This window comes from Pseudomonas sp. 58 R 3 (genome assembly GCF_900006605.1).
In the GTDB taxonomy this organism is placed as follows: Bacteria; Pseudomonadota; Gammaproteobacteria; order Pseudomonadales; family Pseudomonadaceae; genus Aquipseudomonas; species Aquipseudomonas salomonii.
This window is the reverse complement of the sequence record NZ_CVTT01000038.1, coordinates 150,764-166,824: the sequence shown is the minus strand read 5'-3', so window position 1 is coordinate 166,824 and position 16,061 is coordinate 150,764. Positions and strand designations below refer to the sequence as shown.

At 61.9% G+C, this 16,061-nt stretch carries 15 protein-coding genes; 6 read left to right on the top strand and 9 right to left on the bottom strand.

Annotated elements, in window-relative coordinates:
• Positions 1–10: 10 nt before the first annotated feature.
• The 3 genes from BFP92_RS06545 to BFP92_RS06535 are packed head-to-tail and all read right to left on the bottom strand — an operon-like array spanning position 11 to position 3,603.
• The gene (locus tag BFP92_RS06545) at positions 11–1,351 is read right to left on the bottom strand and encodes an MFS transporter (protein WP_065912690.1); all 1,341 of its coding nucleotides are present in this window, start codon (positions 1,349–1,351) and stop codon (positions 11–13) included.
• A 30-nt stretch (positions 1,352–1,381) separates the two neighbouring features.
• Positions 1,382–2,260, bottom strand: coding sequence for a polysaccharide deacetylase family protein (locus BFP92_RS06540; protein ID WP_003234086.1), 879 nt, complete (start codon positions 2,258–2,260; stop codon positions 1,382–1,384).
• 11 nt (positions 2,261–2,271) lie between these two features.
• Entirely contained in the window at positions 2,272–3,603 is a 1,332-nt protein-coding gene (locus tag BFP92_RS06535) for an amidase (protein WP_065912689.1), read from the bottom strand.
• 335 nt (positions 3,604–3,938) lie between these two features.
• Between BFP92_RS06535 and BFP92_RS06530 the strand changes: the two genes are divergently transcribed.
• The 6 genes from BFP92_RS06530 to cmoB all read left to right on the top strand — a co-directional run bounded on the left by BFP92_RS06530 (position 3,939) and on the right by cmoB (position 10,439).
• Positions 3,939–4,928: a GntR family transcriptional regulator gene (locus BFP92_RS06530; protein ID WP_065912687.1), complete on the top strand. Its 990-nt coding sequence runs from the start codon at positions 3,939–3,941 to the stop codon at positions 4,926–4,928.
• Between the two features lie 128 nt (positions 4,929–5,056).
• Complete coding sequence (gene lon / locus BFP92_RS06525) at positions 5,057–7,480, top strand: endopeptidase La (protein ID WP_065912685.1); 2,424 nt, start codon at positions 5,057–5,059, stop codon at positions 7,478–7,480.
• A 179-nt stretch (positions 7,481–7,659) separates the two neighbouring features.
• A complete protein-coding gene (locus tag BFP92_RS06520; protein WP_065912683.1) occupies positions 7,660–8,049 on the top strand; it encodes a protease inhibitor I42 family protein in 390 nt (129 codons plus the stop codon).
• Position 8,050: 1 nt separating this feature from the next.
• Positions 8,051–8,707, top strand: coding sequence for a lysoplasmalogenase (locus BFP92_RS06515; protein WP_065912681.1), 657 nt, complete (start codon positions 8,051–8,053; stop codon positions 8,705–8,707).
• Positions 8,708–8,742: 35 nt separating this feature from the next.
• Entirely contained in the window at positions 8,743–9,486 is a 744-nt protein-coding gene (cmoA, locus tag BFP92_RS06510; protein WP_065912679.1) for a carboxy-S-adenosyl-L-methionine synthase CmoA, read from the top strand.
• A complete protein-coding gene (cmoB, locus tag BFP92_RS06505) occupies positions 9,483–10,439 on the top strand; it encodes a tRNA 5-methoxyuridine(34)/uridine 5-oxyacetic acid(34) synthase CmoB (protein WP_065912677.1) in 957 nt (318 codons plus the stop codon). Before cmoA ends, cmoB begins: the two co-directional genes overlap by 4 nt.
• Positions 10,440–10,556: 117 nt before the next feature.
• Here the strand turns inward: cmoB and tadA are convergent, their stop codons facing one another.
• The 6 genes from tadA to rnc all read right to left on the bottom strand — a co-directional run bounded on the left by tadA (position 10,557) and on the right by rnc (position 15,913).
• A complete protein-coding gene (gene tadA / locus BFP92_RS06500) occupies positions 10,557–11,045 on the bottom strand; it encodes a tRNA adenosine(34) deaminase TadA (protein ID WP_065912675.1) in 489 nt (162 codons plus the stop codon).
• Positions 11,045–12,421, bottom strand: a complete 1,377-nt coding sequence (locus BFP92_RS06495; protein ID WP_065929280.1) for a multicopper oxidase family protein — start codon at positions 12,419–12,421, stop codon at positions 11,045–11,047. The genes tadA and BFP92_RS06495 overlap by 1 nt, the downstream gene beginning before the upstream one ends.
• Positions 12,422–12,678: 257 nt before the next feature.
• Positions 12,679–13,422: a pyridoxine 5'-phosphate synthase gene (pdxJ, locus tag BFP92_RS06490; RefSeq protein WP_065912673.1), complete on the bottom strand. Its 744-nt coding sequence runs from the start codon at positions 13,420–13,422 to the stop codon at positions 12,679–12,681.
• Positions 13,423–13,473: 51 nt separating this feature from the next.
• The gene (gene recO, locus BFP92_RS06485) at positions 13,474–14,163 is read right to left on the bottom strand and encodes a DNA repair protein RecO (protein ID WP_065912671.1); all 690 of its coding nucleotides are present in this window, start codon (positions 14,161–14,163) and stop codon (positions 13,474–13,476) included.
• A 165-nt stretch (positions 14,164–14,328) separates the two neighbouring features.
• Complete coding sequence (era, locus tag BFP92_RS06480) at positions 14,329–15,231, bottom strand: GTPase Era (RefSeq protein ID WP_056858887.1); 903 nt, start codon at positions 15,229–15,231, stop codon at positions 14,329–14,331.
• Positions 15,224–15,913, bottom strand: a complete 690-nt coding sequence (rnc, locus tag BFP92_RS06475; RefSeq protein ID WP_017136295.1) for a ribonuclease III — start codon at positions 15,911–15,913, stop codon at positions 15,224–15,226. Before rnc ends, era begins: the two co-directional genes overlap by 8 nt.
• Positions 15,914–16,061: the final 148 nt, after the last annotated feature.

Here is a 16,061-nt window from a genome sequence, read left to right as displayed (position 1 = left end):
CTGACACTCCTTACTGAACGGTTTCCGGGCGCACATGGCGTGCGGCAAACATCAGCGCACCGGACAAGAAGCACGGCAGCGCGCCGAACCACAGCGCGGCGGTCTGCCAATCACTGCCGGCGGACAACACCTGGGTGGCGCCAAACCCTGCGACCACTGCACCAATCGGGCCCATGGCATGGATGATCGCGCCGCCGGTGGCACGGATGCTGGTCGGGAAACTCTCACTGATAAAGAACAACGCCGCCGAGTACGGCCCGATCAGGAAGAACAGGCCCAGGCTGTACAGCCCCACCACCATCGGCATATTGCTTGGGCCAAACAGCATCCCGGCAAATGCCAGGCCGCCGAGCATCCAGCCCAGGCCGATAACATTGCGGCGGCCGATCTTGTCGCCCATCCAGCCGTGGGTCAGGTAGCCGCAGTAACCCACCAGGTTGGAGAGCACGAGGATGATCAGCGAGTTTTCGAACGAGATGTGGTGCACGCTGACGATCACCGAGGTGCCGAGCACGCTGAACACCTGGATGGCTGCCCAGTTGAGCAACAGCGCGGCGCCGATCACCAGCGTGGCGCGCCGGGCCGGGCCACGGAAGGCGGCTTTAAGGCCAGCCTTGCTGTGTTCGTCGTAGTCGACGCCGTAGGTCACGGCGACGTTTTGCGCTTCTTTTACCGCGCCGCTTTTACGCAGCTCGCTGATGCGCTGGTGGATCTGGAACTGCGGGCTCTCCTTGAGTTTGCGCGCCATGATCGCGATCACAACGGCCGGGATCGCTGCAAAGATGAAACACCCCTGCCAGCCGATAATCGGCAGCAACAGCGCAGTCAACCCGGCCGCGATCAACGCGCCCACCGGCCAGCCGCCCTGCACCAGGCTGTAGATAAACCCACGGCGCTTGGTCAGTCGCGGGTCTTCGGAAGCGCCGTACAACTCGCTCAGGTAGGTGGCGTTGACGGTTTCCTCGGCATAGCCCAGGCCACCCAGCGAACGAATCAGAATCAGCGGCGACTTGCCCCACGCACCGCCAATCGCGGTGAGCGCCGAGCACAGTGCGGAACCGGCCACGGTAAAAATAATGCCTTTGCGCCGGCCCAACTTGTCCACAACCGGGCCAATCGCAAAGGCGACCACCGCCGTGCCCACCGCCACCCACGTTGCAATTTCAGCTTGCTCCACTTCGCCCCAGCCAAAGTGCCGGCCGATCTCCGGCAGCAAGGTGCCGAACAGGATGAAGTCATACACCGCAAACACCCAGGCAAAAAACGCGATCCAGGTGGCAAAGCGCACCTCCTGGGACGTCAGTTGCCGGGGTTTCCAGCCAGTCAGGTCAAGCTTGTTGTAGATGGACATAATCGCGCCTCGGGGGGATGGGCAAAGGGGTCAGGTACGCGGTTGGCGGCGGATAAAGTCGTCGGCAATTTCGTCGAAGGTGACGAAGCGCACACCGGCATGGCTCTGGATGTGTTCGATCAGGCGCTCGAGCATCAACAGCACTTGCGGGCGACCGGACACGTCGGGGTGGATGGTCATGGTGAACACCGCGTGTTCGTGTTCGCGGTAGACCCAGTCGAACTGGTCGCGCCACATTTCTTCCAGGTGACGCGGGTTGACGAAGCCGTGGCTGTTGGGGGCTTTTTTGATGAACATCATTGGCGGCAGGTCGTCGAGGTACCAGTTGGCCGGGATTTCCACCAGGTCGGTTTCTTCGCCGCGCACCAAAGGTTTCATCCAGGTATCCGGGTGCTGGCTGTAATCGATCTTGGTCCAGCTGTCGCCCTTGCGCACGTAGTACGGGTGGAAGTCGTTGTGCATCAGGCTGTGGTCGTACTTGATGCCTTTTTTCAGCAGCAGCTCGTTGGTGACCTTGCTGAATTCCCACCAGGGCGCGACATAACCGGTCGGGCGTTTGCCGGTGACTTGAGTGATCAGCTCGATGGATTTATCCAGCACGATCTCTTCCTGCTCGGCGGTCATCGCAATCGGGTTTTCGTGGCTGTAGCCGTGCACGCCGATTTCGTGGCCGGCATCGGCCACCGCTTTCATCTGCTCGGGGAAGGTTTCCATCGAGTGGCCGGGGATAAACCAAGTGGTGCGCAGGCCGTAGCGCTCGAACAGTTTGAGCAGGCGCGGCGCGCCGATTTCACCCGCGAACAGGCCGCGGGAGATGTCGTCCGGCGAGTCTTCACCGCCGTAGGAACCGAGCCAGCCGGCGACGGCGTCTACGTCGACGCCAAATGCGCAGAGAATGTCTTTAGCCATGGTATGTCTCCTTAAAAGTTCAGGGTGGTTTCGACCGACAGCGCGGCCCTGAGCAGGCGCGCGTCTTCGCCACTCGGGGTGCTGAGCAGCAGACCGGTGGGCAAGCCCAGGGCGTCACGGCCGCTGGGCAGGCTGACGCCAGGCATGTCGAGCAAACTGCCGGGCATGGTCAGGCGCAGGGTGGCGAGGTTGGTTTTGACGAACAGCTCGTCGTCGGCTTGCAGCGGTGCCAGCGCCGGGGCGACATGGGCGACCGTCGGGGTGATGAGCACGGCGCCGTCGAGCTCATCGACCAGTTGGAGCTGCAAGCGGCGGCGCACGTCGATCAGGTGCAGCAATTGGCTGGCGGGCAATTCACGTGCGGCCTCCAGGCGCCGGCGCACACGCGGGTCGAGTTGCTCGGCATCACTGCTGTCCAACAGGTTTTCGTGCAGGGCGAAGGCTTCGAATGCGCCGAGCCAGCCGTCCTGCTTGATCAGGTTGAGGGTGGCCTGGAAGGTGGCTGATGCGCGCACCTCGATCAGCGCACCGGCGGCCTTAAGCTGGTCCACCGCGCGCAGCAGGTTATTGCGCACGGCAGGCTCGATGTCTTCCAGCGCGCCCTGCTCAAGCACAAAACGCTGGCCCTTGAGGCTACGGGCGACGTGCTGTTGCGTGCGGCCGTTGAGCAGGTCGTCGATGGCCAGCGCATCGCGTACGCTGCGGGTCAGCGGGCCGAGGCTGTCGAGGGTGTGCGCCAACGGGAATACGCCGTCGCGGCTGTAGCGTCGACAGCTGCTGCGATAGCCCACCACACCATTGAGCGCTGCGGGAATGCGGATCGAGCCGGCCGTGTCGGTGCCCATGGCGATGGGCACGATCCCCGCCGCCACCGCGACCGCCGAGCCCGACGAAGAGCCGCCGGGGATACGCGGTTGATCGCTGCCACTGGGGTTATGGGGCGTGCCGAAATGCGGGTTCAGGCCCAGCCCGGAATACGCCAGTTCGCTGAGGTTGGTCTTGCCGAGGCTGACCATTCCGGCGCGGCACAACAGCCCGACACTGGGCGCATCGATCAAGGCCGGCGCAGCGTTGCGGCGATAGGCGGCGCCTGCAGTGGTGATGCTGCCGGCCACGTCGAACAAATCCTTCCAGGCCAGTGGCACGCCGTCGAATAAGCTTAAGGGCTGGCCGGCACGCCAGCGCGCGGCTGCCGCCTCGGCCTCACGGCGTGCGCGCTCGGCGGTCAGGGAAATAAACACACTGGGCGCCATGCTCGCGTGGACGAGTGCCTGTTCCAGCGCCTGCACCGGGTCGTTGCGACCGCTGGCAAAGTCCTGGGCCATTGAGGTGGCGTCTGACATCGAGATGACCCTCACAAAACGTACATATTAATAAAATGTACATTTTACAAAGGCAGATTTCGTGCCAGTCTCTTTGGACCTGTTGTCGTTCCCGTAAGGTTTATCGCCAACAACTGCGGGATAGATGGTTTTGCGGTCTGTAAAAAAAAGTGACGTGAGTGATGAGGCTAGCCCCAATTGAAATAATGTATCTTTTATTAATAAATACATTTTGGTGCGAAAAGTAACGTTTTTCTCTTTCCGGCCCCAAAAAAGTGCCACCCCTGTGGCGCGGAGTGACAGGCTCATCTATGAGAGAATCCCCGGCCACTTTCCTACACGCCCAAGAGAACACGATGAAAGCAGTGTCCGCCTCGGCCTCCCGTTACGCGATGATTCACCAAGTGTTGCGTAATGCGATCGTCAACGGCACCGCGCGCCATGGGCTGGTGCTGCTGGAAGCGCCCCTGGCCGAACTCTTCGGCACCAGCCGCGTGCCGGTACGCAAGGCTCTGGACCTGCTGCATAACGAGGGCCTGATCTGCCGCTTCAATGGCCGGGGTTACCTGATCAACCCCAAAGGCCTGGCCATGGAGCCGCTGCGCTTGCCCCTGAGCCAGGCGCATCTGGGCCTTGATGGCGAGGCTGAGTGGGTGGATACGCGGCCGCTGGGTGAGCGGATCGTCGAGGAAATCGGCGCGGCGCTGTCCACCTGCATCGCTTTTGGCCATTACCGCCTGGACGAGCAAGCCGCCGCCGACCACTACGGCGTCAGCCGTGCCGTGGTGCGTGAAGCGCTGATGCGCCTGCGCGACCGTGGCCTGGTGGAAAAAGAACCCTACTCCCAGTGGTTGGCCGGACCATTGACCGCGCGGGAAGTCACCGAAGACTACGAATTGCGCGCTTGCCTGGAACCCGAGGCGCTGCGCCAGAGCGCGCCAAACCTGGACCGCGAGCTGCTCGAAGCGATGTTGCAGCGCGTGCTGGAGGCCCAGCAAAGCCCGCACTGCAGCCTGGAAACCATCGAGCAGATCGAAGAAGACTTGCACCAACGCTGCCTGGCGGGCTTGCAAAACCGCAAGATCGCCGCGCTGATCCGCCAGGGCCAGAGCCCGATGATCATCAGTCGTATTTTTTACCGTTTACTGGGGATCGGCGCAGATCCTGCCATGCTCGCCGAACATCGCCTGATTCTGGAGTTGTTGCTGCATGGGGCATTTGATGCGGCGGCGCTGAACTTGCGCGAGCATTTGCAGCGGGCGCGGCAGCGGATGTTGCAGCGGCTTAAGGTGCTGTCGGTATTACCGGAGCAGCCGCTGCCGGCCTACCTGCACAAAATCAGCTGACTTCACTCCCACATGGACTCAGCGTCGTTTTAGAAATTTCATGCAATATGTTGCTATCTCACGCCCACCATTGAAACCACCGCAACCCCGCCCCATCTAACCTGCATACTTCCTTATGCAGGTGCCCCATGAGCGACCAGCAAGAATTCCCGGACATCGACCTGAACGATTACGCCGACCCTGAAAACGCTGAACACGAAACCTCGTCCAACACCGGCCTGGCCCTGCCTGGGCAAAACCTGCCGGACAAGGTCTATATCATCCCGATCCACAACCGGCCGTTTTTCCCGGCGCAGGTATTGCCGGTCATCGTCAACGAAGAGCCGTGGGCCGAAACCCTGGAGCTGGTGAGCAAATCCGACCACCACTCGCTCGCGCTGTTTTTCATGGACACACCCCCCGAAGACCCGCGCCACTTCGACACCTCCAGCCTGCCGCTGTACGGCACGCTGGTGAAGGTGCACCACGCCAGCCGCGAAAACGGCAAGCTGCAATTTGTCGCCCAGGGCCTGACCCGCGTGCGTATCAAGACCTGGCTCAAGCACCATCGCCCGCCGTACCTGGTGGAAGTCGAATACCCGCACCAGCCCACCGAGCCGACCGATGAGGTCAAGGCCTACGGCATGGCGCTGATCAACGCGATCAAAGAGCTGTTGCCGCTCAACCCGCTGTACAGCGAAGAGCTGAAGAACTACCTCAACCGCTTCAGCCCCAACGACCCGTCACCGCTCACCGACTTCGCCGCCGCGCTCACCTCGGCCACCGGTAACGAGTTGCAGGAAGTGCTGGACTGCGTGCCCATGCTCAAGCGCATGGAAAAAGTGCTGCCGATGCTGCGCAAGGAAGTTGAAGTTGCGCGCCTGCAAAAAGAGATTTCCGCCGAGGTGAACCGCAAGATCGGTGAGCATCAGCGCGAGTTCTTCCTCAAGGAACAACTCAAGGTCATCCAGCAAGAGCTGGGCTTGACCAAGGATGACCGCAGCGCCGACGTCGAACAGTTCGAGCAACGCCTGGTGGGCAAAGTGTTGCCGACCCAGGCGCAGAAACGCATCAGTGAAGAAATGAACAAACTGTCGATCCTGGAAACCGGCTCGCCGGAATACGCGGTTACGCGCAACTACCTGGACTGGGCCACTTCCGTGCCGTGGGGCGTGTATGGCGAAGATAAACTCGACCTCAAACACGCACGCAAGGTGCTGGATAAGCACCATGCGGGCCTTGACGATATCAAGAGCCGTATCCTCGAGTTCCTGGCGGTGGGTGCCTATAAGGGCGAAGTCGCCGGGTCCATCGTGCTGCTGGTCGGCCCGCCAGGCGTGGGCAAGACCAGTGTGGGTAAATCCATCGCCGAATCCCTGGGCCGGCCGTTCTACCGCTTCAGCGTCGGCGGCATGCGCGACGAGGCCGAGATCAAGGGCCATCGCCGCACCTACATCGGCGCCCTGCCGGGCAAGCTGGTTCAGGCGCTTAAAGATGTGGAAGTGATGAACCCGGTGATCATGCTCGACGAGATCGACAAGATGGGCCAGAGCTTCCAGGGCGACCCGGCGTCGGCGCTGCTGGAAACCCTGGACCCGGAGCAGAACGTCGAATTCCTCGACCACTACCTGGACCTGCGCCTGGACCTGTCCAAAGTGCTGTTCGTGTGCACCGCCAACACCCTGGACTCGATCCCCGGCCCGTTGCTGGACCGGATGGAAGTGATTCGCCTGTCGGGCTATATCACCGAAGAAAAAGTCGCCATTGCCAAACGCCACCTGTGGCCCAAGCAGCTGGAAAAAGCCGGCGTGGCGAAAACCAGCCTGAGCATCAGCGACGGCGCCCTGCGCGCCTTGATCGACGGTTATGCGCGGGAAGCCGGGGTGCGCCAGCTGGAGAAACAGCTGGGCAAACTGGTGCGCAAGGCGGTGGTCAAGTTGCTGGATGAGCCGGCCTCGGTGATCAAGATCGGCAACAAGGACCTGGAAAGCTCATTGGGCATGCCGGTCTTCCGCAACGAGCAAGTGCTGTCCGGCACCGGTGTGATCACCGGCCTGGCCTGGACCAGCATGGGCGGCGCGACCTTGCCGATTGAGGCAACGCGCATTCATACGCTCAACCGCGGCTTCAAACTCACCGGGCAGTTGGGTGAAGTGATGAAAGAGTCCGCCGAGATTGCCTACAGCTACATCAGCTCGAACCTGAAGTCGTTTGGTGGGGATCCGAAGTTCTTCGATGAAGCCTTCGTGCACCTGCACGTGCCGGAAGGCGCCACACCCAAAGACGGCCCGAGCGCGGGTGTGACCATGGCCAGTGCGTTGCTGTCGCTGGCACGCAACCAGCCGCCGAAAAAAGGCGTGGCCATGACCGGTGAACTGACCTTGACCGGGCATGTGCTGCCGATTGGCGGGGTACGCGAGAAGGTGATTGCGGCGCGGCGTCAGAAGATTCATGAGCTGATTTTGCCGGAGCCGAACCGTGGCAGCTTTGAGGAATTGCCGGAGTACCTGAAGGAAGGCATGACGGTGCACTTTGCCAAGCGTTTTGCTGACGTGGCGAAGGTCTTGTTCTGATCAGATCGTTCCCACGCTCTGCGTGGGAATGCCTCCCCGGACGCTCTGCGTCGGCTGTTGGGACGCAGAGCGTCCCTTGCTGCATTCCCACGCGGAGCGTGGGAACGATCTCCCCGCTTGTCACACCCTGTCTCATCTTCGGTTATGCTCGCCCTTCGTCGTGAATGAACGGAGCCCCCATGACCGCTGCCCGCCTGTTTCTCCCCTTGAGCCTTGCCCTGCTGGCCGGATGCGCCAGTGCCCCCAAGCAAAACGTCAGCGTGGATAACCAGAGCGCCTGCCCGCTCCAGCTTAAAACCGGACAAAACCTGATCCTTACCTTGCAGAGCAACCCCACCACCGGCTACCGCTGGGCCATCCAGGATTCTGCCGGCGGCGTGTTGCGCGCTTTGAGCCCGGAGGTCTACAGCAGCAGCGAATCCGGTGTGATCGGGGGCGGCGGCCAGTCGACCTGGCGCTTCCAGGCCTTCGCGGCGGGTCAAGGCCGTTTGCGCCTGACCTCCCAGCAACCCTGGGAGCCGGAAGCCGAACCTGCCGAAACCTTCGACTGCGCCATTACGGTGAACTGATATGCCATGGCTGATCCTCGCGCTGATGGGCGCCGGCACCTTTATCTATGGCCTGACCACCCACGCCACCTTGTTGTGCCTGCTGGTCAAACCACTGCCGGTGCTGGCACTGCTGGGCTGGCTGCATGATGCGCCGCCCACCGACTATCGACGCTGGATCAGCCTGGGGCTGATTTTTTCCCTGGTCGGCGATGTGCTGCTCGCCTGGCCGGGCGACCTGTTTATCTTTGGCCTTGGCGCGTTCCTGTTTGCGCACCTGGCGTATTTGAAAGCTTATTTCAGCGATTGCCGCCGCCTGGCGGTGTTGCCCTTGGTATTGGCGCTGGCGGTCGGTGCGATTTTGTTGAGCATTCTGATTTCCCACGGCCTGGGCGACTTGTTGGTGCCGGTGGTGGTTTACGCGCTGGTGATCAGTGCCATGCTCTGGCGCGCACTGGCGCGGCTGGGCAGTGAGGTGCCGAAACGCTCGGCCGGGCTTGCGGCAGCGGGAGCGGTGTCGTTTGTGTTTTCCGACACGCTGATCGGCATCAATCGTTTTGTGCTGGCTTTCGATGCGGCGCCGTATTTGCTGATCATCACCTACTGGCTCGGCCAGTGGGGCATCACGGCCTCGGCTTTCCATCAGACAACCCGCGCACACGAGGGCCAACTTGGCTAAAATGCCGGCCTTTCCCCCTCGTCGCCGGAACAACCGTGAGCAAAGAACCCGATCGCCTATTCGCCCAGCCCCTGCCCCAGGTGCCGGACTTCGCCTTTAACGAGGACGTGGTGCGGGTGTTCCCGGACATGATCAAGCGCTCGGTGCCGGGTTACCCGACCATCGTCGAGAACCTCGGCGTGCTCGCGGCGCAATTTGCCCAACCGGGCAGCGTGCTCTACGACCTCGGTTCGTCCCTTGGCGCAGTGACCCAAGCGTTGCGTCGCCACGTGCGCACCGACGGCTGCCGAGTGATTGCGGTGGATAACTCCGCAGCGATGGTCGAGCGTTGCCGCGAATACCTCAACGGGCAAGACTCGATGTTCCAGGAGTTGCTGCCGGTTGAGGTGATCGAGGGCGACATTCTCGCGCTGCAATTCCAGCCCGCTTCAGTGGTGGCGTTGAACTTCACCCTGCAATTTATCGCGCCCGACCAACGCCTGGCGTTGCTCGGGCGTATCCGCCAGTCGCTGCTGCCAGGCGGGGCGTTGATCCTCTCGGAAAAGCTGCGTTTCAACGATGCCGAAGAACACGCACTGCTCACCGATCTGCATATCGCCTTCAAACGCGCCAACGGCTACAGCGAACTGGAAATTGCCCAGAAGCGCAGCGCCATCGAAAACGTCATGAAGCCCGACAGCCTTGAAGAACACCGCGAACGCCTGCTGGCGGCCGGGTTCTCGAAAGTCGTGCCGTGGTTCCAGTGTCTTAACTTTGCCTCGTTGATTGCCTTGCCATGATTGATTTGTCCCCCCTCGCCCGCCATTTGGTCGGCACTCCTCTGGCCGTGTGGGCCCAGGGCCTGCAAGCGCAGCTCGACAGCAAGATGGAAAAGGGTCATGGCGACCTGGAGCGCTGGCAGAGTGCGCTGGACGCACTGCCGCAGATCCAGCCCAGCGACGTCGATTTGCTCAATGGCCTGACGCTTGATACCGCTTGCGACGACGCTACCCGCGCGCAAATGCACACCGCGCTGATGGGCCTGAGCCCGTGGCGTAAAGGCCCGTTCAACCTGTTCGGCGTGCACGTGGACACCGAATGGCGTTCGGACTGGAAGTGGTCGCGGGTGGCGCCGCACCTGGATTTGAACGGCAAACGCATCCTCGATGTGGGCTGCGGCAACGGCTATTACATGTGGCGCATGCTCGGCGCGGGCGCCGACAGCGTGATTGGCGTGGACCCGAACTGGCTGTTTTTCTGCCAGTTCCAGGCGGTGCAGCGCTACTTGTCCGAACCGAAGGCCTGGCACTTGCCGTTCCCGTTTGAAGACCTGCCGTCGAACCTGGAAGGCTTCGATACGGTGTTTTCCATGGGCGTGTTTTATCACCGCCGCTCGCCGATCGAGCATCTGCTGGCGCTCAAGGACACCCTGGTCAAAGGTGGCGAGCTGGTGCTGGAAACCCTGGTCGTGGACGGCGACCAGCAGCAAGTACTGGTGCCGGAAGACCGCTACGCGCAGATGCGCAACGTGTGGTTCCTGCCGTCGGTGCCGGCGCTGATGCTGTGGCTGCGCCGCGCGGGTTTCAGCGAAGTGCGGTGTGTGGATGTGAGCGTAACCACGGTTGCGGAACAACGCGGCACGGAGTGGATGAAGTATCAGTCGCTGAGTGATTTTTTGGACCCGGAGGATCACAGCAAGACCATCGAAGGGCTGCCGGCGCCAATGCGGGCGGTGATCATCGCCAAAAAGTAGCCCCAAACAGATCGTTCCCACGCTCCGCGTGGGAATGCAGCCAGGGACGCTCTGCGTCCCAAAGCGTGACGCAGAGCGTCACAAGAGGCATTCCCACGCGGAGCGTGGGAACGATCATTAACGAGCTCTGCGGGCCTTGAAGAACTCACTCAGCACCGTGCCGCATTCCTCGGCCAACACCCCGCCTTCATACAGCACCCGGTGGTTCAAAAAACCCTGGGTAAAAAACTGCCCCTGGCTTTGCACAATCCCGGCCTTGGGCTCCAGCGCGCCATACACCACCCGTGCGATGCGCGAATGCACAATCAAACCAGCGCACATGCTGCACGGTTCCAGCGTCACATACAGCGTGCTGCCCACCAGCCGATAGTTACTGATCGCCTGCGCGGCGGCGCGGATGGCGACCATTTCGGCATGGGCGCTGGGGTCGTTGCCGCTGATGGGGCAGTTGAAGCCACGGCCGATGATTTCACCGTCCTGCACCAGCACCGCGCCCACGGGCACTTCGCCCAGTTCGGCACCTTGGGCGGCAAGGGCCAGGGCTTCACGCATGAAGTGCTGGTCACGGCTGCGGTCGATAATCGCCGCGGGGCGAATCTGGCGCATCACGCCACCTCGATGGCGGCCATCAGGCCGGTTTCCATATGGTCGATCACGTGGCAGTGAAACATCCACACGCCTGGGTTATCGGCCACCAACGCCACGCGCGCACGCTCGTTTTTGCCGAGCAGGTAGGTGTCGGTGAAATACGGGACCACCTTGTGGCGGTTCGAGGCGATCACCTTGAAACTCATGCCGTGCAGGTGAATCGGGTGCTGGTACTGGGTCATGTTCTTCAATTCGAAAATGTAGCTCTTGCCCTTCTCAAGCCTGGCAATCGGGCGGTCGGCGCAGGTCTTGTCGGTGATGTCCCAGGCCTTGCCGTTGATCTGCCACAGGCTCGGCGGTTTGCCGTCATCCACCGACACGCTGCCGACCCACTCGAAATTGAAGTTGAGTTTCTCGGCATTGGCCAGGTCCGGCTCGGCAATCGGGTTGGCAGGCAGCGCGGGCGGCCATTCGGTGGGTGCGTCGGTATTGGCCACTGAACGGAAAGTGCCCAGGCGCACCGGGCCGTTACGGATCGACAGTTCTTCACCCGCCGGCGGGGCCTTGATCGCCAGGCAAATGCGCATGCCTGGGCCGAGCCAGTATTCCTTGCCCAGTGGGCGCGGCTCGATGGGGTTGCCATCCAGTGCGTAGATCTGCGCTTCAACGTCGGGGATATTGAGGCGATACGTCAGGGTGTTGTCGAGGTTGAGCAAGCGCACACGGGTGATCTGCCCGGCAGGCAGGTCAATCACCGCCTGGGGCACGCCATTGATGGTCGACAACCGCCCGGCCGTGCCACCACGCGCCGCTTCACGGGGCACGCTGAAGGCGACAAATGCGCCCTCTTCGTCCACGTGCCAGCTTTTCAGGCTCAAGGTGCATTCGTGTTTGAAGCCGGTGGGCTCGCGCTCTTCAACAATCAGCGGACCGACCAGGCCACGGCCGAGTTCTTCGCTGCTGTTCACGTGCGGGTGATACCAGTAGCTGCCGGCATCGGGCACGCGGAATTTGTAGTCGAAATATTCACCGGGCAGTACCGGCAGTTGCGAGACGTAGGGCACGCCGTCCATTTCCAGGGGCAGGCGAATGCCGTGCCAGTGGATGGTGGTGGCGACCGGCAGGTGGTTGATAAAACGCACCCGCAGCCACTCGCCCTGGCGCACACGCAACTCGGTACCCGGCGCCGAGGGGCCGAACGCCCAGGCTTCGGTCTTGTGGCCGGGCACCAGCTCCACGTCCAACGGTGCGGCGATCAGCTCGTAATCGTGGCCCGCCTGCGCCTCGGCGACTTTCCCCAGCCAGTAGCGATAGGCGCCCCCGGCACCGACGCCCACGACGGCCAGGCCTGCCAGGCCACCCAGGATTTGTCGACGGGAAAAGGATCGGGACACAACAACCTCACGTATCGGCCGCAGGCCAGGGGCCCGCAAAGGGCAGATACGATACACCTGCATCGGCTAAACAGTAAGGCTTCGCATTGCCGCATGGCGAAAACGCTGGGAATCTAAAGATGAGAATGGGCCAATGTGGGAGCGGGCTTGCTCGCGAATGCGCCGGGTCAGTTTATATAACTGTGACTGACACACCGCTTTCGCGAGCAAGCCCGCTCCCACACAAGCCCGCTCCACAGGAGATTTCCAGTGTCTGATCAGTGCTTGGCAGCCGCCAGAATCAGGGCTTTCATCTCGGCAACCGCGCCTTTGAAACCGACGAACAGCGCATGCGCCACCAGCGCGTGGCCGATGTTCAGCTCGTTGATGCCCTTGATCGCGGCCACGGCTTCCACGTTGTGGTAGTGCAGGCCATGGCCGGCGTTGACGATCAGGCCTTCACTGAGGCCGCACTTGACGCCCTCGATGATGCGCTGCAGCTCCTCGGCCACTTCGGTGGGCGTGGTGGCATCGGCGTAACGGCCGGTGTGCAGTTCGATCGCCGGCGCGCCAACGCGACGCGAGGCTTCGATCTGGCGCTCGTCGGCATCGATGAACAGCGACACTTCGCTGCCGATCTTCGACAGGCGCTCTACCGCCGCCTTGATCCGCGCTTCCTGGCCGGCCACGTCGAGGCCGCCTTCGGTGGTGAGTTCCTGGCGGGTTTCCGGCACCAGGCAGATGTGCGCCGGGCGGATGCGCTCGGCGAACGCCATCATTTCTTCGGTGACGCCCATCTCGAAGTTCATGCGGGTTTGCAGCACGTCCTTGAGCACCAGTACATCGCGCTCCTGGATGTGACGGCGGTCTTCGCGCAGGTGCACGGTGATGCCGTCGGCGCCCGCTTCTTCGGCGTCCAGCGCGGCCTTGACCGGGTCGGGGTAACGGGTGCCCCGGGCCTGGCGCAGGGTGGCGACGTGGTCGATGTTGACGCCAAGAAGAATGCGATTGCTGGTGGTCACGGAAGCGCTCCTGAAAAGGGAAAGAAACGCTGCACAGCATACACGGGGTTGTCAGGGCTTTCGAAACAACTCGCGACTGACCAGCGGGCGCCCGCCCAGATGCACGGCCAGCGCCTGGCGCATCAAGCGTTTGGCAGCGGACAAGGCGCCAGGGGCGCTCCAGTCGGCTTCGCTCATGGCCAATAGCTCGGTGCCCTGGAACAGGCCCGGTTGCAGCAGGTACACGCGCTCAAGCCCGGCGTCGACTTGCAGGCGGTACATGCCGTCGGCGGCGATGGGATCGCCGTGCAGGTCATTGCTCAGTTCGAAGCCGTAGCCCAGGTCGTCGAGCAGCCGCCATTCGAAGGCGCGCAGCAGCGGCTCCAGCGGGCGACCTTCGGCCAGGGCTACCAGCGTGGCGGCATAGTGATCGAAGACGGCGGGGTGCGGGTCTTCGGCGGGCAGCAGGCGGATCAGCAGCTCATTAAGGTAAAGCCCGCTGAACAGCGCTTCGCCATTGAGCCAGGCCGAGGTGCCGACGCTTTCCAGGCGGCCAACGTTTTTCAACTCGCCCTTGCCACGAAACTCCACGTCCAGCGCCACAAACGGCCGTGCCAGCGTGCCCGCCTTGCCCCGCGCACTGCGCAACACCGCGCGCAAGCGGCCTTGGGGCGTGAGGAAATCCACCAAAGCGCTGGTCTCGCGGTAGGCGCGGCTGTGCAGCACGTAGGCGAGTTGGCTGGGGGGTGGGGATTGGGGCATGAGTTCTCTCAGCTGGAATGCAATATTGAAAACGATACAAACCTAATGTGGGAGCGGGCTTGCTCGCGAATGCGGTGGGTCAGCCAATATATGTACTGACTGATCCACCGCATTCGCGAGCAAGCCCGCTCCCACATTTTGTCTTGCGGCGCTAGCGAAGACCGATTACAGGTCGCCGTAGCCCAGGGAACGCAGCGCGCGCTCATCATCGGACCAACCACCTTTAACCTTCACCCACAGGTTAAGCATGATCTTGGAATCAAACAGCAATTCCATGTCCTTGCGCGCTTCGGTGCCGATGCGCTTGATGCGCTCGCCCTTGTCGCCAATGATGATTTTCTTCTGGCCGTCACGTTCAACGAGGATCAACGCGTGGATATGCAGGGTTTTGCCCTGCTGCTTGAACTCTTCGATTTCGACGGTGATCTGGTACGGCAGCTCGGCGCCCATCTGGCGCATGATTTTCTCGCGTACCAGTTCGGCAGCCAGGAAGCGGCTGCTGCGGTCGGTGATCTGGTCTTCCGGGAAGAAGTGCTCGTTCTCCGGCAGGTGCTGGGCGATCACGCGCTCCAGGGCGTCCAGGTTGTGGCCGTGCTGGGCCGAAATCGGCATGATCTGGGCGTTCGGCAGTTGTTCCTGCAGCCAGCTCAGGTGCGGCATCAGCTCGGCCTTGTCTTCGATGCGGTCGGTCTTGTTCAGCGCGACAATCAACGGGCCGGTGACGTACTGCACACGTTCCAGAACCATCTGGTCTTCGTCGGTCCACTTGGTGCGGTCGACCACGAAAATAACCACGTCGACGTCTTTCAACGCCGCCGAAGCGGTTTTGTTCATGTAGCGGTTCAGCGCCTTCTCGCCACCTTTGTGCATGCCTGGGGTGTCGACGTAGACCGCTTGCACGGTGCCTTCGGTCTTGATGCCCAGCATGTTGTGGCGGGTGGTCTGCGGCTTGCGCGAGGTGATCGCCAGCTTCTGGCCGAGGATGTGGTTCAGCAGCGTGGACTTGCCCACGTTCGGGCGGCCGACGATGGCAACATAGCCACAGCGTGTTGCGGTTGAATCAGTCATGGCCATTCTCCACGCCCAGGGCAATCAGTGCTGCAGCGGCCGCTACCTGTTCGGCAATACGACGGCTCACACCCTGACCTCGGCTTTTTTCATTCAATAAGGTGATTTCACATTCCACGAAAAACACGCGGCAATGCGGCTCACCCTGGATATCCACCACTTCGTAGCGTGGCAGTTCACAACCACGCGACTGCAAGTATTCCTGCAGGCGGGTCTTGGGATCTTTGTTGGTGTCGACCAGCGTCAGGCTCTCGATCTCCGACGCCAGCCAGGCGACTACGCGCTCTTTGGCGGTCTCCATGCCTGCATCCAGGTAGATCGCACCGATCAACGCTTCGAGGGCATCGGCCAGGATCGACTCGCGGCGGAAACCGCCGCTTTTCAGTTCGCCGGAACCCAGACGCAGGTACTCGCCCAAGCCGAAACCACGGGCCAGCACGGCCAGTGTCTCGCCTTTGACCAAGCGTGCACGCAAGCGTGACAGCTGGCCTTCGCGCGCTTGCGGGAAACGCTCGAACAGCGCCTCACCGGCGGCAAAGTTGAGGATGGCATCACCGAGGAATTCCAGGCGCTCGTTATTGCGCCCTGCAAAGCTGCGGTGTGTGAGGGCAAGGACCATCAATTCCTGGTCCTTGAAGGTGTAGCCGAGCTGGCGCTCGAGACGGCTTAGAGAAACGCTCACGGTTTACCCATATCTGTTTGGTGGCACCGGCGGCCATCGACGATTGACGCAGTGTTCAAATTCAAATCCTGATTGGTACAGCAAGGGGTCAGGCCAATGATTGTCCCAACCCCAGAAAAGCATTCGGCGCTGTGTTCACAGCGCCGCC